Genomic DNA, 26,185 nt, shown 5'->3' on the forward strand with positions numbered 1-26,185 from the left:
GTCGTCCACCCCGTCGTCCACCCCGACCACGTGGTCGGCACCGACCACGTCGTCCAGCGCCGTCGTGGCCCGCACCGCCACGCCGTCCCGGCTCGGCGGGTCGTCTGGGAGCGGCTCGACGTGGACCACAGCGCCGTCGCGGAGCGGGGACTCCTCGTGGGTCGCCCGGTCCTCGCGCCCAGGCGAGCCGGCACAGCCCGCGACGGCGGCGCAGCCCGGCGCGTCAGTGCGGACCGGCGGGTCCACCGGGAGCGGCGCGTCGCTCTCGACCACCACGCCACCGCTGGCGGACGAGGGGTCCTCGCGCACCGACGCCGGCCGCGCGGGGACCCGCCAGGTCGACCCGGCTGCTGGGGCCGTCCGGGCCGAGGCACCCGCACGCCCCGCGCGGAGCGGGCCGCAGGAGCCGGACCGACCGCTGACGGCTGCCGCCTCCGACGCCGTGGCCGCCGTCCTGGGCGAGCCCGGCCGCCCGCTGCCGGCCGAGCTGCTGGCACAGCTGGAGCCCGGCTTCGGGCGGAGCCTGCGGCACGTGCGCGTCCACGACGGCGCGTCCGCGGCCCGTGCCGCGGACGCGCTCGGCGCACGCGCGTTCACGCTGGGGGACCGGGTCGTCTTCGCCCGTGGCGCGTTCACCCCGGACACCGATCCTGGCCGGGGCCTGCTGGCGCACGAGATCGCCCACGTCCTGCAGGCCGGGGGCGGACCGGTGACCGCCACCCCGTCGACGGTCGGCGAACCGCACCTGGAGGCGGAGGCGGATCGAGCGGTCCGGACCCTGGCGCAGGGCGGCCGGCCTGTCCTGGGGCGCGGCCCGGCCGGGCTGGTCCGGCGCAGCACCCTGACGACCGCGCCTCCCGGGGGCCTGCCGGCCGCGGTGCCGGCACCCGCGGCCACGACGGTGGCGTCCGCGCCGGGGACCGCCATCGTCCCGAAGGAGGCGCCGGCCCAACCCGGGACGGCCGCCGGACCTCCCCAGCACCTGCCGCCCGGGCTCACCGTGATCACCGACAAGCCCACCGGCAGCGGCACCGAGGAGCTCGTCGTCCAGGTGGACAGCTTCACCCTTCCGCTGGAGAAGGGCGCCGGACCCTGGGTGCAGCAGGCCTACAAGGACGCCGCCGCCGGTGGCCGGCTGGTGTTCACGCCGCTCATCCAGGGCGGCTCGACGGCGTCGTACGAGTCCGTCGCCGCCTTCAAGGAGGGCGCGGAGTCCTACAAGTCCATCTGGCTCGGCCGCTACGGGTTCGCCACCACCAAGGCGCTCTCGTCCGCCGTGACGGCAGCGGCGGACAAGGAGGCGGTCAAGACCGCACTGGCCGACCCCCAGGTCGAGGCGGTGGTCACGGGGCTGGGGAGCGGGCTCAGCGCCGCCAAGTGCGACGTCGACCACATCGTGGAGAAGCAGCTCGGCGGCACCTCCATCCCCTCCAACCTGCAGCTGCTGAGCAGCGCCAAGAACCAGGCGTCGGGGCGGGAGACCTACGCGGCGCTCGTCGACATCGTCAAGCAGATCCGCGCACCCGAGATGCGAGGCCCGGGGGTACGCCGGCTCCAGCTGCGGCTGAAGGCGGTCACGGTCCCCGACGGCACCGCCGACCCCGGCTTCGTCGTGGAGAACCTCCTGCGGACCGGGGCCGTCGTGGGCTCCGACGCGGTGAAGGCGGCGGCCGACGGCAAGCCGGTGACGCTGTCGGCCGGCGGGCAGGGCGAGACCGCCGCCCTGCGCGACACCGGCGAGACGCCGCTGGACAAGCTGGCCAAACGGATCGTGCCCGGCATGCGGATCGTCACCTACGCGCGTGACCCGCAGGGTGCCAAGTCCAAGCGCGACAAGGTCTTCGGGACGCTCGACAGCCGGGCCGTCTCTGCGACGGAGTCCACCGCGTCGCGCATCACCCTGGACGCCGAGGTGGGTCCCGGCCCCGCGGCCGTGCCCGCGCAGCCGGCCGGGCTGGAGGCGGCGTCCGGGCCGTCGGCGCCACCCCCCGGCGAGGCGCGGGTGCTGCGGCTGGACCCGAGCAAGAACACCAGGATCGCCTTCTTCTACCCCTACCTCAGCCCGGGCCAGCTCACCAAGCTGGCGCTCGACCCGGAGGGCAACCTCACCGGGAGCGGGACGATCTCCCCGACGATCCCGTTCCTCGGCACGCTGAACGTCGTCTACACCAAGGACGAGCTCAAGCTCGTCGCCCCGATCCCGGCGGACAAGCTCAAGTCCCCGCTGCCGGCGGCCTTCCGCTTCACCGGCGGTGAGCTGGCCTTGCAGCTGTCGCCCGAGTTCGTCCCCAGCGGCGTGCTCCACCTCTCGATCGGGCCCGCGGCCAAACCGCTCATGCTCGGCAGGCTCACCGTCAAGCTCGCCAACGGGGCGCTCGTCGCGCAGGGCACCCTGACCCCGGCCGGCGCGATCCCCGGGATCAAGGCGGCCGAGGGTCTGGTCGAGTGGAGCTCCGAGACGGGCTGGGCGGGCAAGGTCAGCGCGTCCACGGCATCGATCCCGGCGTCGACCGCCGACGTCACGATCGGCTTCCGGACCAAGGACGGCCGGTTCGACCCGTACGCCGAGGGCGCCGTCACCACCCAGGTCCGCGGGACCTCGCTCGTCCTCGGGGCGAGCTGGGACGGCCAGGGGCTGGGGTACCGCGGGTCGGTGACCGTGCTCAAGCCGCTGCCGCTGGTGGACGAGGTGGCCTTGTCCGGCCGGTACAACGACCGGGGCCTGCACCTCGAGGGCACGGCGGCGGTCGTCTGGCAGAGCATCGCGTCCACGATGACGGTCGTCTACACCCGCAAGGAGGAGGACCCGGAGGGCAAGTTCTCCGGCAGAGCCACGGTCGCGGTCAAGACGCCGAAGGCGGACGGCACCATCGACCTCACCTTCGACGAGGAGGGTCGGTACTGGGGCAAGGGCACGGTCGGCTACCAGGTGACGCCGAACCTGCGCCCGGTGCTCGGCGTGGAACTCACCAAGGAACGGAGGGTGAAGCTCAGCGGCGAGGTCGTCATCGGGGACGTGCCGCTCACCAGGATGTGGCCGTCCCCGGAGGGCGGGAAGGTGCCGATCATCAAGGGGGTCGGCGTCAAGTTCCCCATTCCCACCCCCGTCCCCGCCGTCACCGCGTTCGGGGAGATCCGCGGGTCGCTCGGCCTGGGGTACGGGGTGGGGCCGGTGATGCTCCGCGGCGTCGTCTTCAAGGGCGAGCTGTACCCCCTGGAGGACGACCCCCAGATCAAGGCGAAGTTGACGGGCCTGTTCGCCGTGCCCGCGTACGCGGAGGTCTACGGCACCTTCGGCGCCTACCTCGGGCTCGAGGTAGCCGCCGGTGCGGTGGGGGCCAAGGGAGGGGTCGAGATCAGCCCGACGCTGCGGATCTCGGCCGAGGGCGGCGTCAAGGTGGCCGCCGACTACGACAAGGACGGCTTCGCGTTCGAGGCCGAGGCGTACGCCAAGGGCCGGCTCACCGCCCAGGCCAAGGTCGACCTCGTCGCCGACCTCTACGCGGGCTGGGGCATCTTCTCCCACCGCTGGATCTACAACGCGGCTTCAGTGTCGGCGCAGATCGGGCCCGAGGTCCGGCTGACGCTCGGCCGGATCGCCTACTCCAAGAGCGGCGAGATCACCTGGCCCAGCCTCAGCCAGATCAAGGTCGAGCCGGAGGGCATCGACCCGCTGGACGCGGTCAAGGAGATGCTCGGCCGCGGCGAGGCCAAGGAGGTCTGAGCGATGCGACGACGACGCGCGGGCGGAGCAGAACGCCCATGACCACGTTCCCGCGAGCACCGCGCACCCTGCGCGGCGGCTTCGTCGTGATGGACGCCGACGGCCGCCGCGTCGTCCGCGTGATCCCGTTCCAGTACAACCCCGAGACGCTCACCCGCTCCGTGGCCCCGCGGGGCGCCACCACCGAGAACGGTGACCGGCTCGAGGCCCTGCGCCTGGTGGGGCCGCCGCTCGAGACGCTCAAGCTCGAGGTGGTGCTCGATGCGACCGACCGGCTGGAGAAGCCTCGCGCGAACGCCACCACGGTGGCGGAGGGCATTGCCGCCGATCTCGCGGAGCTGGAGACCATGGTCGCGCCCCCCGTGGCCGCGCTGCAGGCCGCGAACGCCCTCGCGCAGCGCGGCGCGTTGGAGATCCTCCCTCTGCCGTCACCCCTGCTGCTGCTCGTCCTCGGCGCCAACCGCACCCTGCCGGTGCGGATCACCGAGCTGTCGGTCACCGAGGAGGCGTTCGACCCCCGCCTCAACCCCACGCTGGCCCGGATCGGGCTCGGGCTGCGCGCGCTGTCCACCGACGACCTGCCGTACGGGTCCAAGGGCGCCGCCCTGTTCTTGACCGCGGCGCGTCGGCGCGAGCGGCTGGCGGCGCGCCGGGGGGCCGGCGTCCAGGCGCTGGGGCTGGGGGGGACACCGTGAGCGAGGACGCGTTCAGCCCGTCGAGCCGCTACCGCTCCGTCCCGGTCGTCATCTGGACCGGTGAGGACGGCACCGTCGAGGTGTACCTCGGTCGCCGGGTCCTGCCCGCCGTCGAGCGCCACGTCGCCGCCGAGCACCGGCGGGTGCGGCGGGGGGAGCGGCCCGACACCATCGCCGACGACTCCTACGGCGACCCCGCGCTGTGGTGGCGCCTCGTGGATGCGAGCGGCGAGGCCGATCCGGCGCAGATCAGCGACGTGGACGGCCGGCTGCTCGTGGTCCCCCTGCCGCTGGAGGTGAGCGACCGTGGCGACGCTTGATGCGGTGACCCTCAGCGTGCGGATCGGGCCGATCGCCGTCGCACCCGCCCCGGCCCCCGTGGTCGACGCCTTGGAGGGAGCCACCGTGACGCACGCCGTCGGCGCGCGGTCGGGGTTCCAGCTGAGCTTCACCTACTCCAAGACATCACCGATCGCCCGCACGCTGCTGCCCACCGGGTTCTTCGACCCGATGGTCCGTGTCGTGCTGGTGGCCACCCTGCGGGGCGTGCCGACCGTGCTCGCCGACGGGCCGATCAAGCGTCAGGACGTCACCGCCACCGGCCGGCCCGGGGAGCACCGGCTCGTGCTGACCGGCGAGGACGTCAGCGGCTACATGGATGCGATCGACTTCACCGGCTTCCCCTACCCGGCGATGCCACCGTTCGCCCGGGTGGCGCTCATGATGGCCAAGTACCTCCCGCTCGGCGTCGTCCCGGTGACGGTCCCGTCGCTCTTCCAGGGCGTCGAGAACCCGGTCGAGGGGTACCACCACCAGCAGGGCACGGACTACGCGTACGCGACCAAGCTCGCCAAGGACGCCGGCTACGAGTTCTACGTCCGACCGGGTCCTGCGCCCGGGATGAACACCGCGTACTGGGGTCCGCAGGTGCGCACGGGCTTGGCTCAGCCGGCGCTGAGCATCGACCTCGACCACGACGCGAACGTCGACTCGATGAGCTTCTCGGTGGACGGCAACGCGGCTGTCCTGCCGATCGCCCACGTCAAGATCGCCGGGTTCTCGGTCCCCGTCCCGGTTCCCGACATCGCGCTGCTCAAGCCGCCGCTCGCCGCCCGCCCCGTCGTCCCCACCAGGACGAGCCTGCTGGAGACGGAGCGGATGAAGCCGCCGGACGTGCTCATGGCCCTGCTCGCCGGACGCGGGCTGGCGGACCCGGTGACCGCGACCGGCACCGTCGACCTCACCCGGTACGGTCGCCCGCTGGCCGCCCGCTCGCTGGTCGGGGTGCGCGGCGCGGGCGCGGCGCACAACGGGCTCTGGTTCGTCCGCTCGGTCACCCACACCCTCGCCCGTGGTAGCTGGAAGCAGGCCTTCCAGCTCGCCCGTGGCGGGCTCGTCTCCAACGTCGCGGAGGTGTCGCCATGACGTCCGGCCCACGGTTCTTCGGCAAGTACCGCGCGACGGTGCTCAACAACCTCGACCCGATGGGGCAGGGGAAGATCCAGGTGCAGCTCGCCGACCGCTACGGACTGTTCCCCTCCACGTGGGCGCTGCCCGCCCTGACCTTCGCGGCCCGGGGGTCGGCGGGAGTCGTGGCGCTGCCGCCGATCGGCAGCATGGTCTGGATCGAGTTCGAGGCGGGAGACCCCGACTGCCCGATCTGGTCCGGGGCGTTCTGGCCGGACGCCGCCGGGTTCCCGGTCAAGGCCCTGGCCGGGGCGACGCCGGTGAGCCCGAACATCCACCTGCAGACGACGACCGGCGTCTCCGTCACGTTGTCCGACCTGCCCGCCACGCAGGTGCAGGTGAGCACCCCGACCGGCGCCACGGTGGTCATCGGCGCGGCGGGCATCACGATCACCAACGGTCAGGGCGCCTCGATCGTCATGGCCGGCAAGTCGGTGATCATCAACGAGGGCGCGCTCATCATCACCTGACCCACCTGTGAGACGAGGAACCCGACCATGCCTGGACCTGTGCTCCACGCCGGTGCCTCGGCGACCTGCCCGCACGGCGGCACGATCACGTTCGTCCCCGCAGCGCCGCGCGTCACGGTGTCCGGCTCCCCGGCCGTGGTCCTCAGCGACCAGGCACCGGTCGTGGGGTGCGTCTTCACGGCGGGCACCAAGCCGCAGCCGTGCGTCAGCACGAAGTGGCTCGCCGGTGCCACCCGGGTCGTCTCGCTGGGAAGCCCGGTGCTGGTGAACCCGTCCGGTGGCCTGTGCCAGTCCGCCGAGCAGATCCCCGGTGGTCCGCCGGTGATCTCCGCCAGCCAGACCCGGGTGGTGGCGACATGACCCGGCTCGCCTTCCCCTTCGGACCCACCGCGCAGGGCCGGTCATCGACCGTCCGCTACGGCGACCACGCGCACGTCCGGCAGATGCTCGAGCTGCTCCTGCTCACCTCCCCGGGTGAGCGCGTGATGCGGCCCGACCTCGGCAGTCCCGCGCGCCAGATGCTGTTCGGGCCCGGCGGGGACGCCACCGCCATCGCCCTCGACTCCACGCTCGAGGCCACCGTGGAGCAGCAGCTCGGCCACGTCCTCGACCTGATCGACCTCACCGTCACGGTGGTCGACGCCGACGCGACGCTCGAGATCGTCGTGACCTACGAAGTCCGCTCCGACCGCACGGTGGACGAGACCCGCGTCCGCAAGGACCTGACATGAGCGGCGTGCGCTACCAGTGCTGCGACGAGCGCCGGCGGGCCGGGCTCGTCGCCCCCGGCGCGCCCGCCGGGATCTCCGGGATCGACTACGTCGAGGTCCGGCAGGGCAACCCGACCTCGGTGCCGACCGAGATCGACGTCGTGCTCGTCAAGCCGCTGCCGCTGCCGCTGGCCGCCCTCACCGGAGCGGACGTGCGGATCACCGGGGGAGTCCGGTTCCCGCCGCCCCGCGTCGCACCGGTCGTCGAAGCGCTGCCCGGCGGCTCCACCGTGAGCACCTACCGCGTGCGGATCCCGGGCGGGCAGCCCACCGACTTCTCGACCTACCGGCTGGCGATCGTCGCCGGACCGACCGGGTCGCAGCCACCGACCTTCCTCGACCCGCGCCTGAGCGCCATCGACCTCAGCTTCAAGATCGACTGCGCCACCGACGCCGACTGCGCTCCGGACCGGCGTGAGGTGCCCGGCGAGCCGGCCCCCGAGCCGGCGTTCGACCTCAGGGCCCGCGACTGGGAGACGCTGCGCCGGCTCATGCTCGACCGGATGTCCGTGCTGGTCCCCGGGTTCCGCGAGGACGACCCGGTCGACTTCACGACCACTGTGATCGAGGCGCTGGCCTACCGACTCGACCAGCAGAGCTACACCGTCGACTGGGTCGCCACCGAGGCGCTGCTCGACACCGCTCGCACCCGCACCTCGATCACCAGGCACGCCCGGCTCGTCGACTACCCCGTCAGCGAGGGGGCCAGTGCCCGCGCCGTGGTCTCCCTCGTGCACCGCCCCGCCACCCCTGCGGGCGACGGCGCGCTGCTCCGTGCCGGGACGCCGGTGCTGCCCCGGACCGAGGGGCTGCCCGCGGTGGTCCCCGCGTCGGCGTACCCCGCCCTGCTCCACCCGGGCGCCGTGGTCTTCGAGACGAGGACGCCGGTGCGCGTGTGGCAGTGGCGCAACGCGATCGCGGTGCACACCTGGACGGACGACCTGTGCCGCCTGGCGGCGGGATCGACCTCCGTGACCCTGGTCGACGTCGGTTCCGGCGGCGGGGGCGTGCTCGTCCCCGGCGACCTCCTGCTGCTCGCGCAGACCGCCGCCCCGGACACCGGTGAGGCGCAGGACGCCGACCCCGCCCTGCGCCACGTCGTCCGGCTCACACGGGTGACGCCCACCGCCGACGTGCTGGCCCCCGGGCTGCAGCTCGTCGACGTCGAGTGGGACACCGCCGACGCGCTGCCGTTCGACCTCCCCGTCACCGCCGAGGTGGAGCAGCCGGCCGGTCCATCGACGCGCGTCGTGTGCGCCGGGGCGAGCGCCAACCTGGTGCTCGCCGACCACGGCGCCAGCCTGCCGCCGGCCGACCACCTGGGCCTGCCACCGTCCATCGTGGCGTCCCTCGCCCCCCGGCTGGAGCCGGTGGCCGCGGAGGCGGGCGTTCCCTGGCGACCGCGGGTGGTCGCAGGACTCGGACCGCTGTCGCGGACGGCGCCGCTGCCGTCGGGGGCGCCGGGGGAGGTCGGCGCCGGTGCGCTGCTGACCGTCGACCCCGCGCAGTGCCTGCCGGAGGTCGCCCTCGAGGACGCCTTCGCGACCTGGACCGTCCGTCGGGACCTGCTGAGCAGCGGGCGGTTCTCCCGCGACCTCGTCGTGGAGACCACGCCCGGTGGCGACCCCGCGCTGCGCTTCGGCGGGGGCCACGGCGCGGGCGCTGACAGCGGTGGTCTCGCGCCCGGGGTCGGCGAGCAGCTCACGGTCCGTGGCCGGTTCGGCTCGGGCACGGTGGGCAACCTCGGACCGGACGCGCTGGGCCACGTCGTGGTGCCCGACGCCGACGCCGACCTCGGCCTCGCCTCGGTCACCAACCCGTTGCCCGGGTCCGGGGGACGGGCGGCGGAGGAGGTGGCGGCGATCAAGGTCGCCGCGCCCCAGGGGTTCCGGCGCCAGCAGCGGGCGGTCACGGCCGCCGACTACGCCGACGCGGCGCGCCGGTTCGCCGGTGTGGCCAACGCCGTGGCGGTCGCCCGCTGGACGGGAGCCTGGCAGACCGTCGTCGTCCACGTCGACCGGGTCGGCGGCGCAGCGGTCGACCGGTGGTTCCGCGACGCGCTGCTGACCCACCTGGAACGCTTCCGGCTCGCGGGGTTCGACGTCGCCGTGCGGGGCGCGCGACCGGTGCCGCTGGACGTCTCCCTCAGCGTCTGCGCGCAGCCGCGCGAGCTGCGCAGCGAGGTGGGCCGCCGCGTCCGGGCGGCGCTGTCCCCGTTCGGCTCCGCCGGCCGGCCCGGGTTCTTCCACCCCGACCGCTTCACGTTCGGCACACCCCTGTTCCTCTCCGCGCTCGTGGCCGCCGTGATGGCGGTCCCCGGTGTCCAGAGCGTGACTCCGCTGGTGTTCCAACGGTTCGCGCGCGTCGACCGAGACGAGCTGGGGCGGGGGGTGATCCGTCCGGCGGACGCCGAGGTGCTCGAGCTGCGGGACGATCCGAGCTTCCCCGAACGCGGGCGGCTCACGATCACGACGGGAGGCGGGCGATGAGCACCGGGTGCGGGTGCGGCTGCGGGACGGGGGCGTGCGGGGCGCGGCTCGACGCCGGGTCGGCCGCGGCCGCGCGCCCACCGGGGGATCCCCTCTCGATGTCCCACGGGGCGATCCTCGAGCGGATGCTCGACCGGGTGGCCCGCGCCGGCACCGCCGACGCGCGGCCGCTCTCCGGGCTGGGCACCCGGTCACCGGAGGACCCGGCGATCGCTCTGCTCTCGGCCGCCGCGGGGGCTGCCCACGTCCTGGCGTGGAACGTGCACCGGTCCTTCAGCGACTCCACCCTGGCAGGGACCCGCGACCGGGCCGCCCTGGTGTCCCTCACCGGACTGCTCGGGCACGTCCCGCGGCCGGCCCTCTCGGCGACCACCGTGCTCGCGTTCACGCTGTTCACGCCCGAGGACTTCCCGGGCTCACCCCCCGCCGTCACCGTTCCGCAGGGCACCCGGATCGCATCGGTGCCCGGACAGGGCGAGCTCCCCGTCACCTTCGAGACCGACCGCGAGCTGCTGGCCCGCAGCGACTGCAACGCCCTGACGCCGGTCCGCGGGCCCGCGCCGGTGACCGTCACCGCGTCCACGGACCGGGTCGTCCTCGCCGGCTCGGCCTCCGACGTCCGCGTCGGCGACCGGGTGCTGGTGCGCGCCGGCCGGGCGGGCACCGAGGTCACGTGGATCCACGCCCGGGTGAGCGGCGTGGAGCCGGACGTCCTCGCGCAGCCGCCGACCACGACCCTGCTCCTGGCGGGGCAGCGGGCGGTCGGCGTCGAGGCCGCCGTCACCGGCGACGACGGCACGGTCATCGTCCTCGGCACGCACGCCCGCCCGTTCGGGGCGGCGGCCCCCGACTTCAGGCTGATGCCGGCGGCGCTCGCCCCCCTCGGCGACGGGGCCACCCCGCCGCAGTGGACGGCCTTCACGGTGGGCACGCTGTCCGGGACCGGCCCGGCGGGGGTGTGGACGGTCCACCTGGACGGCGTCCAGCCGCAGGCCGCCGCCGGCAAGGTGGTGGTGCTGGAGGGCGGGGAGAGCGGCACCGCGCTCGCGGTCGAACGGATCGGATCGGCGCGGGAGACCACCCGGTCGGACTTCACGATCTCCGCGGCCTGCACCGTCCTCACGCTCCCTGCGACCGGTGCGACGGCGTTCGACGCCGCCGTCCGCGCGACCACCGTGCACCTGGAGACGGCGCGCTGCGCACTGGTGGTCCCGCTCGCCGATCCGGACCTCCCGCTCACGGACACCACGGGCACGGTCCTGCAGCACCCCGGTCTGGCCGGGCAGAACCGCGCCGACCGGCTGTGGGTCCACGGCGACGTCCCGCTCGAGCCGGGCCGCCGCGTCGTCCTGGTCGGGCGCACCGGCGAGGGCACCGAGGCGGTGGAGGTCGCCACCGTGGTCCGCACGTCCGCCGCGGTGGCCACCACCGGTTCCCCGCTGCCCACCGGTGGGGCGACCCTCGTGGTGCTGGAGGAGGAGCTGACCCACCGGTGGCGCGCGTCGAGCCTGGCGATCCTCGCCAACGCCGTCCCGGCCTCGCACGGTCAGAGCCCGTTCGGGGGACCGGAGCCGGTCGGCTCCGGGGACCCGGCCCAGCGGTTCCAACGGTTCCCGGTCGCGCGGTCCTGGCTGGCGCACGTCCCGGCGCCCGGCTCCCCGGGCTACACCCCGGCGATCGACGTCCGGGTCGACGGCCGACGGTACGACCTGGTCACGAGCCTGCTGGACGAGGGGCCCGAGAGCCGCGCCTTCCGCGTCGTCGAGCGTCGCGACGGCGGCAGCGACGTCCAGGTCGCCGGGCGGCTGCCCAGCGGCACGGGCAACGTCACCGCCCTGTACCGGACCGGTGGCGGTGCGGCCGGCAACCTCGCACCCGACCGCCTCAGCCAGCCCATGGCCCCCGTCCCGGGGATCAGGTCCGTGATGAACCCCGTCCCGGCGGACGGGGGCAGCGACCCCGAGACCCTCGCTGCGATCCGCTCCGCCGCCCCCAGGGCCATCCGCACCCTGGGCCGCGCGGTGTCCCTCGAGGACTTCCAGTCGTTCGCCGAGCAGCACCCCGGCGTCGGGAAAGCCCGCGCCGACGAGCTGCGGACCGGGACGCGGCGGATCGTGTGCCTCACGATCGCCACGAGCACCCTGGCGCCCCCGGTCGCCGGCTCCGCGCTCGCGCGCGGCTTGCGCGATGCCGTCCTGGCCGCGGCCGCCCCCGGAACGCACGTGCGCGTCGAGGGCTTCGAGGACCTGCCGGTGTCCGTCGTCGTAGCGCTGCTCGCCGACCCGGCCGTCCGACGGGGAGAGGTCGAGGACGCCGTCCGAGCCGCGCTCGCACACCGGTTCGGACGAGCGGCCGTGGAGTTCGGCCGCGCGATCCACCGGTCGGAGGTGCTCGCGACGGTGCACGGCGCACCCGGGGTCGTGGCCGCCCGGGTGACGGGTCTGTCGGCACCTGGCGTCGTCGAGGACGCCGAGGGGCGCCTGCTGAGCCGGGGTCCGCGCCTGGCCGGCGGCGTCTTCGAGCCCGCCGGCCTGCTGTCGGTGCCGGGTTCCGCCGTGAGCTTCACGGAGACGACCTCGTGAGCGCGCTCGAGGCCTCGACCGTCCCGCAGGCGCGGGTCGAGGCCGTGGCCACCGCGCTCCTCGAGCTGCTCCCCGCGCACGTGCGGGCGACCGACCTCGCGGCGGGCGGCGCGCTGCACGCCCTGGTGGAGGTCCTCGCCGGGGCGCTCGCCGAGGTGGACGCGCACACCCAGGCGTTCTACGACGCGGTGTTCGTCGAGACCGCCGGTGGGGCCGGGCTGGAGGCGATCGCCCGGCTCGTGGGCGCAGCGCCCCTGCGGCCGGCCCCCGCAGCCCCGGTCGGCTGGCAGCGCCCGTACGTGGCCAACACGGTGCGCTACCGGCGCGGCAAGGGCACCGCGCGCGTCATCGAGGCGCTCGCCGGTGACGTCACCGGCCTGCCCGCCGTGGCGGTCGAGCACTACCAGCGGCTGGCCCGCACCTCGCACCTGCTGGACGTGCGCCCCCAGCGGCCCGGCACCGCGCTGCTCGTGCCAGGGGAGACGGCGATGCGCGCAGGCAGCGCGTTCGACGTCCTGCCCCGGCTGCTCGACGTCCGCCCCGTCGCAGCGGTGCGCCGAGGACGCCCCGCGGGCCGTCACGGCATCCAGGCCGTCGGCGTCCACGTGCTGCGCCCGGTCGCCCTGCACCACCCGGCTCCCACGGTGCCCGACCCGGTGCCGGCTGCGGCCCTGTCCGGGGTACCGACCGCCCGGCCGTGGACCGTCGGCGGGACCGCCTTCCCCGGGTACTTCCAGCTCGCCGCGCAGCCGGGCGCCGTCCTGCGGATGTTCGCGCCGGACCGTCGATCCGACGCCGCGGGCCGACGGCTCGGGTGGGTGGACCTGCCGGACCGGCTGGCCCGCCTCCCGCTGCACCGGGAGACCGACGAGCTGCGCCGCGCCGACCTGGAGGAGCGCCCGCCCCGGCTGGGTGAGCGCCCGTGGTTCGACGCCGCCGGCCAGCCGTTCACCGTGTTCGTGCGGCGGGACGGCCAGAGCGCGTTCACGCGCGTGCCGGCCCGGGAGGTGCGGATCGTCGACCTGGAGGCGCCGCCGTCCCCGCCCGGTGCGCGTCCGGCGGCCGACGTCACCTGCACCTGGTACGAGCCCGGGGCGACACGACGCACCGAGACCCACCCGATCACGGTCGCCGTGGACCCGGTCACCGGACGCCTCCTCACACCTGCACCGCAGCCGGGGGTCGCCGAGGTCGTGGAGGTCCGCGTCGCGCACGCCACCGGCCGGGGTCGGGCGATCGGCGCCGGCCCGCAGGACCGCAACGACGACGTGCACACCTTCGAGGTCCGGGACAGCGGAGGAGCCCGGGACCTGGTGTGGGTGGTCGACGCCACCGCCGCGGCAGGAGGGTCGGCCGGCTCAGGGGCCGGGCGGGTGGTGACCTCGCTGGCCGCGGCGCTCACCGAGGTCGCTGCGCAGGCCGCCGGCCGGCGCGCGCTCATCCTGCTCACGCGCTGCGACCGGGAGGGAGCCGGAGTCCCGGGAGGCACGATCGACGTCACCGTCCCCCCCGAGTCCGACCTGCACCTGGTCGCGGCGCAGTGGCGTCCGCCCCGCGTGCTGCCCGGGGCTCCCGGCGACCCCGCCCTGCGCGGGTTCGTGGTGCGTCGCGAGCGCCGGTTCACCCTCGACGCGCCCGTGCGCGTCGTCCGCGGCGCCGGCGCCGCCGGGCTGCGTCCCGGACGGCTCGCCCTCGACGGCGTGGAGCTGACCGAGGGGATCGCGGTGGGCAGCGAGTCGGTCGCCGAGCTCGAGCTGCGACACGTCACGGTGCGCGCCCCGGGCGCCGTCGCCCTGACCATCACGGGTCCGGCCACCGGCGTCCGTCTCGTGGTCGACAGCGCGGTCCTCGGGCCGGTCGCGACCTCGGGCCCGGCCGTCACCGGGAACTTGAGCGTGAGCGACAGCGTGGTGACCACGGACGGCGCGTCGGCGCCCGCGCTGGCGGTGGCCGACCTCGACGTGGCCCTGTGCGACGTCACGGTGCTCGGCACCGCGTCGGCCCGGTCGTTGACGGCGACCAGCACCGTGTTCGCCGAGCCCGTGGTGGTCACCCGGCGGCAGACGGGCTGCGTGCGCTACAGCTACGTCCCGGACGGCTCGGCCACCCCGCGCACGTTCCGCTGCCAGCCGGCGCTCGCCCTGGCGGCGGCGTCCGCGGGCACGGACTCGCCGCTGCCCGACAGCGAGGCCCGACTGGTCCGGCTCTCGGTGACTCCGGTGTTCATGGACGCCTCCGCCGACGAGCCGACCTTCGCCGTGCTGCACCCCCTGTGCCCGGACGCGATCCGGTCGGGCGGCCAGGACGACGGCGAGATGGGCGCCTTCGCCCGCGCGGCGTTCGGCATCGCGCTCGACAACCTCGGCTCGCTCTTCCCCGAGCACCTTCCCCTCGCCCTGCAGGCGCGCGTCGTCGACGACACGCGGTCCGGGGCCGTCGCCTCCCGGAGGAACCGGCCATGACGATGCGCAACGACGCCACGCGCCTGAGGGTCCGCACCACGGACCGCCGCCGGCCCCGCGCGGTGGTCGCGCGACAGGGGCAGGTGCTGCTGGACGCGGACGTCGACCAGCAGTCCGACCACCTGCTCGAGCGGGTGGACACCGGGACGAGCGACGTGCTCGGCTCGCCGGGGCGCCTGGTCGTCCCGGCGGGATCCACGGCCTTCGTCGTGACCGCGGCCCCGTCGCCGGCCGACTGCGGCCTCGGCCCGGGCCACGGGTACCTGGACGGGTGGTTGGTCGAGAACGTCATCGACGACTGCACGCTGGCGACCCAGCCGCACCCGCGCACCGACACCACGCCCGGCCCGCCGGTGCTCCTCGCGATCAAGTGCCTCACGCGGTTGGTGGACCCGGTGGAGGAGCCGGCGCTCGCCGACCCGGCCCTGGGCGATGCCCAGGCCGCCGGACGCGCCCTGCTCGACTGGCAGGTCTTCCCGTTCGCGCCGGCGGCCGGGTGGGGTGGTCCACTCACCTGCGCCACGTCCGTCACCCACCCGGATTGGCTCAAGCTCGTCGCCCCGTCCACGGGCACCCTGGCGGTCGTCCCGGACGCCACCCCGCCGTCCACCGACCCGTGCAGCCTCACGCCCCAGGGCGGCTACTCGCGCCCCGACAACCTGCTGTTCCGCTGCGAGGTGGACGGCGGCACCGCGCGATCGGACTACCCGGCGGCCGACGGTCCTCGCTTCGCCCTGGACGGGTTGCGCGTCAAGGTCTCCCGGCGCAACGCCTCCGTCCTCGCGCGGATCACCGGGGTGACCGGTACGGAGCTCACCGTCGAGCCACCCGCCCTGGACCCCCTGAACTGGTTCGCCCCGGGGCTGTTCGCCGAGATCGTCTCCCCGCACGACGACGTCGACCCGCGCGCTGCCAGCGCGGGCGGTCGGCTGTTCCGCGTAGCGCTCGCCGACGACACGGTCGTGACGCTCGAGGCGGCGGCCGCCAGCGCCGCGGCCGCCCTGGATCCCGACGACGGCTGGTACCTGCGCCTGTGGGACACCCTCGCCGACGGCAGCGGGACGGGCGTCGTGTCCACCGCCGCCGACCCGGCGGTCTCCCAGCTGCTGGACCTGGGCGACGGGCTGAAGATCCGGCTGGGTGGCGGGCCGGGCGCCGTCTTCCGGCGCGGGGACTACTGGACGTTCGCAGCCCGGGCCGACGGCAGCGTGGACTGGCCCGCCGGCAACCCGTTCGAGCCGCCTCACGGCCCGTCGGTCCGCTACGCGCCGCTGCTCGCCCTCGACCCGGCCGGCGACCCCGCCGGCGAGGACTGCCGCATCCAGACCGGCACGCTGACCGACCGGGTGCTGCTCTACCGCGGCGGAGACGGGCAGACCGTCCCGCTGGAAGGCGGGGGCGACGTTCCGCTGCCCAGCAGCCTGCGGGTGGCGGTCGTGCGCGGGCGCACGCCGGTCGCCGGCGCGACGGTGGAGTGGAGCGTGCCCGCCACCCCGACGGGGAGCCCCGCGACGGTGGTGGACGGCACGGGGATCAGCGGTGCCACCTCCCGGGCGGTGGTGACGGACGCGAACGGCCTGTGCGAGGTGCAGTGGTCGATCTCCGCCGCAGCACCGGAGGCGACCCACCGCATCCAGGCCCGGGTGCCCGGGACCGGTGGAGCGGACGAGAGCCCGCCGGTGGTCTTCACCGCCGGGTTCCGGACCGCAGCGCTGACGAGCTACCAGTCCGGCGCGTGCCCACTGCTCATGGGGTCGAGCACCGTGCAGGAGGCGCTGGACACCCTGTGCGCGAACATCGGCGAGCCTGCCGAAGCCGAGACGCTGCGGCTGTCCACCCTCCGGCTGCGAGGCGACAAGACCGGGATCACCGACCTGCTGCGCGAGGAGCTCCTGCTCAACGGGCTCGAGGTCCCCCACCACGCGTTCAACGAGGGGGTCGGTATCGGGATCACCGACGCCGTCCTGGAGTGCAGGCCGCAGCCGTTCGACCCGATCGTCGAGGTCGTCGTCGACCTGCCCTACCCGACCACCGACTACGACAAGCTGTACTGGGCGCGCGCATCGCGCGACCGCGGCCAGCGAGACGAGGGGATCTCGGGTCCGTTCGGCTTCCGGTCCGTCCGGCTGGACGGGAACCTGGAGGTGCGTCGGGACGACGCCGGCGACGGCTTCGAGCCCGGGCTGGTCTGGCTGCCGTCGGAGCAGGCTCGGACGTTCCTCGACACGGTCCCCTTCCACCTGTTCGGGTACGCCCCGCTCGTCGACGGCGAGCTGGAGGAGGCCGGCTGGAAGCTGGACCAGCGCGCCGAGCGCATCCTGTGCCGGCTCCGGGTCCGATCGGCTCACGTGTGGGGGACCGGGCCGAAGAGCGGTGAGCGGGCGTACCTCGACGCCGAGCACCTGGGCGCCTCGGAGGGGGCGACGGGCCGTGAGCTGCTGGTCGGGGAGCGCGACCCGCAACGAGCCGCGGACCTCGACTTCTTCTTCTACCTCGTCGTGGACGGGTGACGCGCCCGGTCGGTGAGCCGTGTCCGGGTCGGATCGTGGCAGGCAACCGGCGTCCGCGTCATCGAGGAGCCGTGCCGCTGCGTCCCACGAACCCTTGAGCTGATCCCAGCACCTGCGCACCGTTCCAGCACGGCCGGCGCTGGCGGGTCGGCGGGCACGTCCAGCAGGCGGGTGCCGGTGCTGGAGCAGCCACCGCCGGGTGGTCCGGGGGTGGTGGAGGTGACCGTTACGTCGAAACCGTTGACGTGGCCCAGGTGCCAGTCGGCGCAGCCTCCGCTGACCCAGCCCTGCCCGTGGTCGCCGCCCGCGGGCCCCAGCAGGCTCAGCCTGCCGTGCGCGGTGATGGACGCCCGGGGGTCCACCGGCCCCTGAGCCTCCGCGAGCCACGGCTCGTCCTGGGGCGCCGCGCCGTCTGCGCGGCCGTCTGCGAGATCGTCTGCAGCGCTCACGCCGTCAGCGCTCGTGTCGCTGCCGTCTGCTGAGCTCGTCCTGCTCGAGCTCGTGCTCGCGCCGAGTCCCTACCTGTGAGCTGGGACCGGTCCTACACTGTGCGGCATGTCGGTGGCGGCGACGTCGGCGAGCGGAGGCAGCTCCGACCCCGATGTCGCCCCGGTGCTCGACGAGCCAGCGCCGAACGTGCGCCAGCCGGAGCCCCTGGGAGCTCTGTTGCGCAAGGTCGCCCACGACGGCGGGTGGCGCGACCTCGTCGTCTCCACACGATCCTGGCCCGACGGGGAGCTGAAGCAGTCGGAAGACCGCTGGCTCCAAGAGGCGAGGACGGTGCTGGCCGAGAGTCAGCACGCCTCGGGACGATACACAGCCCTCGCCTTGTGCCTGCTCGACACCGCTGTGGCCGATGCCGCTGTGCGCTCGGGGCAGCTGGCAGCCCTGCTCGGGGCGACCAGCGCCGAAGACGTGCTCTCTGCGCACGGGATCGATCTGCTGCGCGCCAGAGCACCCGTCGTCGCGCTCTCCCTCGGGGTCCTCCCGCCGGCGACGACAACCGCCCTGGCGTACCCCAGGCCGGTCAACACGATCGCGATCGGGGAGCAGGGCGGGGCCCAGCCGGAGCAGGTGAGGCGTTGGGCCACCGTGATGAGCGACTCACGCGGTGCTGGCGAGGTGTACGCGGGGGACCTGGCCGTCGGGGTGCGCGTGGCCCGTGACGTCGACGTGGCCGCACTGGGCTGGTCGCGATCCGGCCGCCTGTCAGCACTGCTGCGACGGTTCACCCCGGACGCTGAGCTCGAGAAGGACGAGGAAGCGCAGTGGAACGCCCTCGGCGGCGGCGAGGTGGGCGTGCTCTCCTGGCATCCCCGAGCGAAGGGGCGGGAGCTCATCCAGGGGTGGCCACCAGTGCGTGCCGGTGCCGTCGGCGGTGACGGACTGGTCGCCGTCGACGCCGCCGGCAACGTCCTGTGGGGTGTTCCCGGTCACGGCCCCTCACCCGTCGCCGCGCCCGTGCACCCGGCCCACGCGGCGACAGCAGGTGCGGAATCGCGCGACGAGAGGTTCATCGCCCTCGAGCGTGATGACCAGCTGTGGATCTCCACCGGTGGCGACGACGGCTTCGTGCAGGTCCAAGCAGAGCTCAGGCACGTGGTCAGCCTGCTCGCCACCGATGAGCACGCCGTGGTCGTCGACGAGCACCAGGTCCGGTGGCTCTCCTGGCGCGGGCAGCTGCTCGGCACGGCAGATCTCGGCTCCATGGCCCCACGCTTTGCGTGTGCTGCGGCGAGATCCCTCGTGGCGGTCGCGGGTGAGCACGACATCGCGCTGCTGTGCTTGTACGGCGACCGGGCATCGGTCATCGCGAGATGGCAGGTGGACGCTGAGGTCACTGCCGTGGCGTTGAGTCCTGACGGTGCCGCTGTGGGCATCGCGACCGCCGACGCCCGAGTCCGGTACTGGCGCCTGGACCAGCACACTGAGCTGCGTCTCAGCGGCTACGACGCGGACTCCCCCCACGGCGAGGACCTGCTGGACGTCGAGCCCATGGTCGACGTGCTGGCGGCGCTGGTGTCGGCGCGCGCCGTCGAACCCCCGCTCGCCGTTGGCATCTTCGGTGCATGGGGCTCGGGGAAGACCTTCTTCATGGAGCGGCTGCACCGCAGGGTGGCTGAGCTCGCGAGGGGAGCGCGAGCCTCCGGTCGTTCCCAGGAAGCGTTGTGGTCCTGGCGCACCGTCGTCCAGGTGCGCTTCAACGCCTGGCACTACAGTGCCGCCGACGTGTGGGCTGCACTGCTCGAGCAGCTGTTTCGCGAACTGGTCAGGTCTGGAACCACCGACTCCGACCTGCCGGAGGAGCTCGACCACCTCCACCGCGCGCGCATGGAGGCGCTGGCAGGTACACGTGTGGTCCTCGGCGCGGCGCACGACGAGCTCACCGAGGCCGAGGAGCTCGAAAGGAACGCGCAGGTGGCGCTCGGCGCTGAGCAGCGGAGGGTGCGAGAGGCGCAGGAGCAGGTCTCCCGGGCACCCCTCGAAGCTGCGCGGGCACGAGTCCGCAGTGGTGTGCTCGGCGCCGTGGCCGCCGCCCTCGTCCACGGGGGCGCGCCCACCGTGCTCTCGGGAGCGGACCTGGGACGCGCGGGTGCCCGGACCATCGAGGTCATCCGCAAGATCGCCCGGTGGAAGGTCCTGCTCCCGGTGATCCTCACCTGTCTGCTGGCAGCGATCGTCACGGCGTCCACGGACGTCATCGGCAAGGTTCTCGGTCCTGCGTTGTTCGGGTCGGTGAGCGTCCTCGCGTTGTTGCTCCGGTTCCTGCGCCCACTCACCGATGGTCTGCAAGCAGCCGTGGAAGCCGAAGAGGACGCCAAGGGCGCCCTGCGGCAAGCCCGAGCGCAGCTCGATGCGGCTCAAGACGACGCGCGGTTGGCCAGCGAGCGCGCCTCCAAGGCTCGAGCCGCTCTTGACGCAGCACGTGCCGCCGCCGAGGAAGCCTCACGATCACTGTCGGATGGCTCGAGGGGATTCTACCGGGAATTCGTCGAACGCAGGGACGGCAGCGGAGAATACCGCAGCCGCTTGGGTGTGCTCGGTCAAGTGCGCACGGACCTCGACACGCTCGCGTGGGCGGTCGCCAAGCACAACCGGGAACTGGCCAACGACGACGTGCTGAACCGTGTCGTCCTCTACGTCGACGACCTCGACCGCTGCCCGCCCGACGTCGTCGTTCGAGTCATGGAGGCGGTGCACCTGCTGCTGACCTACCCCATGTTCGTCGTCGTCGTCGGTGTCGACCAGCAGTGGGTGTCCAAAGCCCTGCGTGCGGTCTACCCCGAGATGTTGGAGGCTGATGGTCTCACTCCCCTCAACTACCTGGAGAAGATCTTCCAGATCCCCGTGTGGCTGGACCCACCCGGAGTCGACGCGACGCGAGACATGCTCGGTCACCTGCTGGGAGAACCTCTCTCGGACCCGACATCGCGCCAGCGGGACGGTTGGGTCAGTCACCGCTCCATGCGCCGTCACCTCGACTCCACCACGGGCCGATCGACGCTGAACGCAAGCGCCGACGCCGGCGCCGACCGGAGGACGGAGGTGCTGTCGAGCGTTGAGAGCGCCATCTCCACTCCCGATCCTCTGCAGATGAGCTTTCAGGAGGTGTACGACGTCGGCTCCCTCGCCCCCTTGCTCACGCGCTCGCCGCGGGCCGTCAAGCGGTTCGTCAACACCTACCGACTGCTGAAGCTGCTCTTGCCCGACCACGAGCTCCGGATCGCGCGCTGGCTGCTCGCCCTCGTCACCGGCCACCCTGAGGTCGCGGACAGACTCATCGACGCTGCAACCGCGGCCGGAGCGGAGGACGAGGTCGATGACATCACCGCTGACTGGAACGACCGCGACCGGATCCTGATGAAGTCAGGCGGGTCGTTCCTGTGCGCAGACGTTGCCGCCGTGTCTCAGCACGTGCGCAAGTTCTCGTTCCGGTCGCGCTGAAGACAGCCTCGACCAAACTCTCGTCCCACTCCGCTCGTCAAGGCGATGTGGAGCGTCGTGCTGACGGGCAGTGGTGATCCGATGACGGCTGAGTACCGGCTGGGCGGGGTGCGCTGAAGGCATTGCACGAGCTCGGGACCAGCGGGTGCCGGGCACAGATCAAGGTCATGGCCAACCGGACGAGTGCTGTCGCGGTGCTCGCGGTGCAGCTTCGGGTGTACTGACCACGCAGGTCGGTGACGCGGGAAGCGAGTGGTAGCCCGCCGAGGCCGGTGTGGTGTCGGTGATGCTGGCAGGTGTGCAGCCACGTCGACGAGGCCCGACGCCGAGCCGTCGCAGACCGTGGGAGCGGGTGCAGGTCCATCCGGTCGCCGGCGTGCGGTGGAAGAGGTCCACCTCGCTGCTGTTCGCGAGCGGTAGGGCCGGATCCGCCTGCGGACGGTTGCGTGGCGTCGAGTGAGCGGTGGTTCCGGCGGTCCCTGCACGCTCCGGGGATCCCGACCCCGAGGAACCGGGGCGCCGGCTCACGCACCTCAGCCGGCACCAGCTCGCGCCCGAGGCGACCGGGCACAGTGGTGACGTGCAGCCCCGCACGGACCGCGCAGGCCCGACGGAACCGGCCTGGCTCTGCTCTTGCCGACGGCAACCACGCGGATGGGGAGGGCTCCCGGTGGTGTGAACCTTCGGCGGCCCGGGCCGGGTGCTCCTCGACGGGCTCGGCCACGACGTCCGCTCCTGGGCCAGCGCCTCGCGGCCGGACTGCTGCGGCGTGAGGTGGACCGGCGAGCGGGACACCGAGGACGCTGAACGCGCTGCGGCGAGCCCACGGCGACCGGTCGTCCTGATCCGTCGGCACTCCGCCGTGAGCCAGAAGGAGCTGGTGGGAGTCAGGAGGAGCTGACGTTGGCGACGACACACGTGAGCTCAGCCGGCGGGTCGGTGATCGATCCGATGGCCTGCACCTGAGCGACCTGCCCGGGAGCGATGGAGTTGGCGGCGGCGTTGGCCTCAGCCAGGCGGTTGCCGTCGGGGCCGTTGACGGAGACGGTGATGAGGTAGGAGCGGGCCGCGTCATCGCTGTTCGTCACGGTGAGGTCAGCGCTGACCTGGCCGAACTCACCGGGGGTGCAGGAGTTGACGAGGACGTCCTGGGTCTCCTGCGCGGGCGCGGCGGTCGCGGAGGACGATGGCGCGGCGGACTCGACGGCTTCGTCGACGCTGGCCACGACGGCGCTGGCGATGACGGCCGCGATGATCGCGATGACGACGCCGATGATGCCGAGGACGAGGCCTGCGATGGAGGCGCCCTTGTTGCTGGCCACGCGGGCGTTGGCGCGCTTCATGCCGAGGATGCCCAGGATGATGGCGATGAGGCCGAAGATGGGCCCGAGGACGATGCCGACGAGCGGGATGAAGGCGAAGACGACGGCGAGGATGCCGAGGACGAGGGCTGCAGTGCCCGTCCCGTTCTTCGGTTGGACCTGCCCAGGCTGCTGGACGGTCGACATGGTGACTCCAGGTGCAGTGGTTGAGAAGCTGATCACTACCAGCATCGCTCAGTGGACACACAGCGTTGCTCGACCCGCCCGGGTGGCCCCACAAAGGGGGGTACGGGGGCGACCCTCATTGGTCGGATGTCACGCAGCGCCACCAGCGACACCCACATGGCCCTACAGTGACGCCGCCGCACACAGCCGTTGCCCGGCACACCCATGGGGGGGAAGCATGCGAAGCCGTACCCGAAGCCGCGTCAGGACCGCCGTCGTCGCCGCCGGCGTCATCGCCCTGTCCACCGCGGGCATCAGCGCCGCGCAGTCCGCACCCGCGCAGCCGGACCTGGCCGTCACCGCCATCGACTTCACCCCCACCGCGCTGGTGGCCGGGCAGCAGACGAGCTTCCGCGCCACCATCACCAACAAGGGCAACGCGCCCACTCCTGCAGGGGTCATCCACGGTGTCGCCTTCTCCGTCGCCGGGCAGCTGCGCACCTGGTCCGACACCTGGACCACCAGCCTGCAGCCGGGGCAGTCGGTGACCGTGCAGGCCAACTACGGCCCGGCGAAGTCCTCCACCTACGCGCTGCCCGCCGGCACCCCGGCCGTCACCGCCCACGTCGACGACGCCAAGCGCATCACCGAGAGCGTGGAGTCCAACAACACGCTCACCCGCACCGCCAACGTCGCCACCGGCCTCAGCACCCGCCTGCGGATGACCGCCACGGGTGTCGCCGCCGCCGCCACCGTCGCCCCCAGCACCACCCCGACGGGGCTGTCCTCGATCATCGACGGCTCCCTGTACGTCGGCTGCATCGACGCGGCCGGCGCGCAGGTGCCCGGAACGGAGCGGTGGCTGACCGAAGGCACCATCGGCAACAGCGTCTACCCCTGGTCCGGGCCGTTCTCCGGTTCCGGTGAAGGCCGCGCGCCCGCCGCCACAGTGCCCGTGCAGGTCATCGGCCAGGACATGGCCACCGGGGAGCTGCTGCGAGCCAACCAGCACGGCACCGACGGCGTCACCTGCCCTGCCGGCGCCAGCGCCACCTTCACCCGCTTCCAGGGCAAGGCGCTGACCACGAAGCGGTGGACGCAGGACGGCGCGCGGATGCTGGCGTCGGTGACGATCCCCGCGGACGTGGACATCCGCCTCTTCTGACCGCTCGAGCGGCCCCGTCGGCCTCTGCTGCTGCAGGCGGCGCCCGAGCGGGAGCCCGGTGGGGCGGGCGAGCCGGCCACTCCTCGCCTGCGCAGCAGCTGATCGGTGATGAGGTCAGTGGCGGTGCTTGCAGTGGGCGCCGTCGATGTGAGTGAGGCGCTGCAGCGGCTGGGTGGGGTGGCGCGGTGCTCCGTCGCGCAGCCGTCGTTCCTGACGGAAGGGGCTCGACGCGGGGGTGCGGACGTCGCTGGCGTGGCTGGCGTGGCTAGCGGCGAACTCACGGGCGTTGACGTCGTACGGCGTGTTCGCACCATGCTGCCGGCATTGTGCAGCAACAGGTTCGACTCTGTTGCCAGGACCCTTCTAGAAGGTCTGGTCTGAAGGACGTCGAAGCTTCGACCGGGCGGAGATGGATGCCCTGGCGCACGGTTTCACGATACAGTTGAACCATGAGAACCCGCCGCGGCGTTGCCGCTGTCGTCGGTGCTGCTGCACTGACTCTCGCCGTGTCCGTGCCGGCGAATGCTTCCGTTCTGGCTCAGGTTTCCACCGTCTCCGCAGCAGCGGAGGAGCTCCCCGTGACGGGCTCGTTCGGTGAGTTGTGGCGCAGCCAGGGAGCTCAGAACGGCTTCCTCGGCCAGCCCACGTCGGGTGAGACTCCCATCAAGGACGGCGGGGTCTTCCAGAACTTCCAGGGCGGGACGCTCTACTGGTCCCCGTCCACGGGGGCGCACTCGGTGTCGGGTGACTTCCTCCGATTCTACGGCGGTCAGGGTTACGAGAACGGCTTCCTCGGCTACCCGCTGACGCAGGAGGTGCGGATCCGCAACGGCGGGGTCTTCCAGAACTTCCAGGGCGGAACGCTCTACTGGTCCCCTGGAGCGGGAGCGCACTCGGTGTCGGGTGACTTCCTCCGATTCTACGGCGGTCAGGGTTACGAGAACGGCTTCCTCGGCTACCCGCAGACGCAGGAGGTGCCGATCCGCAACGGCGGCGTCTTCCAGAACTTCCAGGGCGGAACGCTCTACTGGGCGCCCACGGCAGGGGCGCACAGCGTCTCGGGTTCCTTCCGGAGCCTGTACGGGGCCCGGGGTTACGAGAACGGCGACTTCGGCTACCCGACCTCGCAGGAAGTGCCGATCCGCAACGGCGGGGTCTTCCAGAACTTCCAGGGCGGAACGTTCTACTGGTCCCCCTCGACGGGAGCCCACGCGCTCCAGGGTTCGATCCTGGACGCCTACCGACGTGCAGGCTCCGAGGGTGGCTCGCTCGGCTACCCCACCTCCAGCGAGTTCGACATCGCCGGCGGTAAGCGCACGAACTTCCAGCGGGGCTACATCGAGTGGAGTGCCGCGCGCGGAGCGCTGGTCAACCAGCCGATCGCGCAGCCCGTGGCCCCGCCGCCTCCCACGTCGTCGGCGCCCACGGTGTCTCAGAAGAACGCCGTCAGCAAGGCTGAGTCCTACCTCAGGTACTCCGCCTTCTCGCGTTCGGGCTTGATCGAACAGCTCGAGTACGAGGGCTTCTCCACTGCCGACGCGACGTACGGTGTGGACCACGTCCAGGTGAACTGGTACGAGCAGGCCGAGAAGAAGGCCGCCTCCTACCTGAAGTACTCCGCCTTCTCCCGGCAGGGTCTGATCGAGCAGCTGGAGTACGAAGGATTCACGCACGACCAGGCTGTGCACGGGGTGAACTCGACCGGTCTGTGAAGGTCTGACGCCAAGGCCCCGGTGACCCTCGCGGTCGCCGGGGCCTTGGCGTGTCGATCAACGGCAGCCACGCAGGGCCTGCACGTCGGTCGCTCAGCATGCTCACCACGACGGGCGGTGGAAGCGGAGGTCCGGGCGTTCACGGCCGACGGCAATGCTGCGCGCCACCGACACGGCGTCGACGCAGCTCACGGCGCCCTCCCGGCCACCGGGTCCCCTCAACAGCGGCACACGACCTGCTCCGACGTCAATACCCTGGTGCGGAACGGGCTCGGCAGGATCGCTCTTGCCGAGCCCGCGAACCGCGGGGAGGAGCATGAACCTTCGCTCCGGCCGCGGGCCAGGCGGCCCCCTGGAGGAGGCCGGTAGCGCACCGCGGCCGATGACGGCTTCGCGCTCGGCGTCGACTCGCGCACCAGCGCCGGAGGCACCGCACCTGCTCAGCGCAAGGAGCTCAACGAGGTGGCGACCGAAGACTTGACCCGACCGAGCGCCGCTGTCGCCGGCATCGGATCCGCGCTCACCGCTGCCACCGAGCGCCTGCTCTCCGACGCCCGGGCCGTGGCCGGTCGTTGACCAAGGTGCTGGACGCGCTCCGGGTGATCGGGGACGGCGCTGGCGGGGTCGGGGTGAGTGGTTAGCGCCGCGGGCGGACGCTGCAGACTTCCCTCGAGCGCGAGGCTCGGGTAGAGGTGGGGCGGTGGTCT

At 73.3% G+C, this 26,185-nt stretch carries 15 protein-coding genes; 14 read left to right on the forward strand and 1 reads right to left on the reverse strand.

The features are described 5' to 3' along the window. Positions 1 to 442 precede the first annotated feature (442 nt). From GTQ99_RS00670 to GTQ99_RS00725, 12 genes are all read left to right on the forward strand, one after another. Positions 443 to 3,724, forward strand: coding sequence for an eCIS core domain-containing protein (locus GTQ99_RS00670; RefSeq protein ID WP_166613822.1), 3,282 nt, complete (start codon positions 443 to 445; stop codon positions 3,722 to 3,724). Positions 3,725 to 3,762: 38 nt separating this feature from the next. After that, a complete protein-coding gene (locus tag GTQ99_RS00675; protein WP_166613823.1) occupies positions 3,763 to 4,419 on the forward strand; it encodes a hypothetical protein in 657 nt (218 codons plus the stop codon). Beyond that, positions 4,416 to 4,739 carry a hypothetical protein gene (locus GTQ99_RS00680; RefSeq protein ID WP_166613824.1) on the forward strand — a complete coding sequence of 108 codons (324 nt, stop codon included), beginning with the start codon at positions 4,416 to 4,418 and terminating at the stop codon, positions 4,737 to 4,739. Before GTQ99_RS00675 ends, GTQ99_RS00680 begins: the two co-directional genes overlap by 4 nt. Positions 4,740 to 4,743: 4 nt before the next feature. Further along, entirely contained in the window at positions 4,744 to 5,844 is a 1,101-nt protein-coding gene (locus tag GTQ99_RS00685) for a hypothetical protein (protein ID WP_166613825.1), read from the forward strand. Continuing rightward, positions 5,841 to 6,356 (forward strand): phage baseplate assembly protein V, encoded by a 516-nt coding sequence (locus tag GTQ99_RS00690; protein ID WP_166613826.1) that lies wholly within the window; start codon positions 5,841 to 5,843, stop codon positions 6,354 to 6,356. Before GTQ99_RS00685 ends, GTQ99_RS00690 begins: the two co-directional genes overlap by 4 nt. A gap of 27 nt (positions 6,357 to 6,383) precedes the next feature. Next, on the forward strand, positions 6,384 to 6,716 hold the full coding sequence (locus GTQ99_RS00695; protein ID WP_166613827.1) for a hypothetical protein: 333 nt from the start codon (positions 6,384 to 6,386) through the stop codon (positions 6,714 to 6,716). Continuing rightward, entirely contained in the window at positions 6,713 to 7,087 is a 375-nt protein-coding gene (locus GTQ99_RS00700) for a GPW/gp25 family protein (protein WP_166613828.1), read from the forward strand. Before GTQ99_RS00695 ends, GTQ99_RS00700 begins: the two co-directional genes overlap by 4 nt. Further along, entirely contained in the window at positions 7,084 to 9,615 is a 2,532-nt protein-coding gene (locus tag GTQ99_RS00705; protein WP_166613829.1) for a baseplate J/gp47 family protein, read from the forward strand. The genes GTQ99_RS00700 and GTQ99_RS00705 overlap by 4 nt, the downstream gene beginning before the upstream one ends. A gap of 98 nt (positions 9,616 to 9,713) precedes the next feature. Then, positions 9,714 to 12,197 carry a baseplate J/gp47 family protein gene (locus GTQ99_RS00710; RefSeq protein WP_166613830.1) on the forward strand — a complete coding sequence of 828 codons (2,484 nt, stop codon included), beginning with the start codon at positions 9,714 to 9,716 and terminating at the stop codon, positions 12,195 to 12,197. Next, the gene (locus tag GTQ99_RS00715) at positions 12,194 to 14,659 is read left to right on the forward strand and encodes a hypothetical protein (RefSeq protein ID WP_166613831.1); all 2,466 of its coding nucleotides are present in this window, start codon (positions 12,194 to 12,196) and stop codon (positions 14,657 to 14,659) included. Before GTQ99_RS00710 ends, GTQ99_RS00715 begins: the two co-directional genes overlap by 4 nt. After that, a complete protein-coding gene (locus GTQ99_RS00720) occupies positions 14,656 to 17,169 on the forward strand; it encodes a DUF6519 domain-containing protein (protein WP_166613832.1) in 2,514 nt (837 codons plus the stop codon). The genes GTQ99_RS00715 and GTQ99_RS00720 overlap by 4 nt, the downstream gene beginning before the upstream one ends. A 555-nt stretch (positions 17,170 to 17,724) precedes the next feature. Continuing rightward, on the forward strand, positions 17,725 to 21,114 hold the full coding sequence (locus GTQ99_RS00725; RefSeq protein ID WP_166613833.1) for a P-loop NTPase fold protein: 3,390 nt from the start codon (positions 17,725 to 17,727) through the stop codon (positions 21,112 to 21,114). Between the two features lie 887 nt (positions 21,115 to 22,001). Here the strand turns inward: GTQ99_RS00725 and GTQ99_RS00730 are convergent. After that, complete coding sequence (locus GTQ99_RS00730; RefSeq protein ID WP_166613834.1) at positions 22,002 to 22,622, reverse strand: DUF4190 domain-containing protein; 621 nt, start codon at positions 22,620 to 22,622, stop codon at positions 22,002 to 22,004. Between the two features lie 217 nt (positions 22,623 to 22,839). Between GTQ99_RS00730 and GTQ99_RS00735 the strand changes: the two genes are divergently transcribed. Together GTQ99_RS00735 and GTQ99_RS00740 are read left to right on the forward strand one after the other, a co-directional pair. After that, on the forward strand, positions 22,840 to 23,766 hold the full coding sequence (locus tag GTQ99_RS00735; protein WP_166613835.1) for a CARDB domain-containing protein: 927 nt from the start codon (positions 22,840 to 22,842) through the stop codon (positions 23,764 to 23,766). 449 nt (positions 23,767 to 24,215) lie between these two features. Then, positions 24,216 to 25,478: an Ltp family lipoprotein gene (locus GTQ99_RS00740; protein WP_166613836.1), complete on the forward strand. Its 1,263-nt coding sequence runs from the start codon at positions 24,216 to 24,218 to the stop codon at positions 25,476 to 25,478. The last annotated feature ends 707 nt before the right edge of the window (positions 25,479 to 26,185 follow it).

The sequence above is a fragment of the Kineococcus vitellinus genome (assembly GCF_009906315.1).
GTDB classification, from domain to species: Bacteria; Actinomycetota; Actinomycetes; order Actinomycetales; family Kineococcaceae; genus Kineococcus; species Kineococcus vitellinus.

Bases quoted from the DNA above. Each gene is read 5' to 3' on its own strand.
- GTQ99_RS00675 (WP_166613823.1), top strand. From the start codon at position 3,763: ATGACCACGTTCCCGCGAGCACCGCGCACCCTGCGCGGCGGCTTCGTC.
- GTQ99_RS00690 (WP_166613826.1), top strand. From the start codon at position 5,841: ATGACGTCCGGCCCACGGTTCTTCGGCAAGTACCGCGCGACGGTGCTC.
- GTQ99_RS00695 (WP_166613827.1), top strand. From the start codon at position 6,384: ATGCCTGGACCTGTGCTCCACGCCGGTGCCTCGGCGACCTGCCCGCAC.
- GTQ99_RS00700 (WP_166613828.1), top strand. From the start codon at position 6,713: ATGACCCGGCTCGCCTTCCCCTTCGGACCCACCGCGCAGGGCCGGTCA.
- GTQ99_RS00705 (WP_166613829.1), top strand. From the start codon at position 7,084: ATGAGCGGCGTGCGCTACCAGTGCTGCGACGAGCGCCGGCGGGCCGGG.
- GTQ99_RS00710 (WP_166613830.1), top strand. From the start codon at position 9,714: ATGTCCCACGGGGCGATCCTCGAGCGGATGCTCGACCGGGTGGCCCGC.
- GTQ99_RS00720 (WP_166613832.1), top strand. From the start codon at position 14,656: ATGACGATGCGCAACGACGCCACGCGCCTGAGGGTCCGCACCACGGAC.
- GTQ99_RS00725 (WP_166613833.1), top strand. From the start codon at position 17,725: ATGTCGGTGGCGGCGACGTCGGCGAGCGGAGGCAGCTCCGACCCCGAT.
- GTQ99_RS00730 (WP_166613834.1), bottom strand. From the start codon at position 22,622: ATGTCGACCGTCCAGCAGCCTGGGCAGGTCCAACCGAAGAACGGGACG.
- GTQ99_RS00735 (WP_166613835.1), top strand. From the start codon at position 22,840: ATGCGAAGCCGTACCCGAAGCCGCGTCAGGACCGCCGTCGTCGCCGCC.
- GTQ99_RS00740 (WP_166613836.1), top strand. From the start codon at position 24,216: ATGAGAACCCGCCGCGGCGTTGCCGCTGTCGTCGGTGCTGCTGCACTG.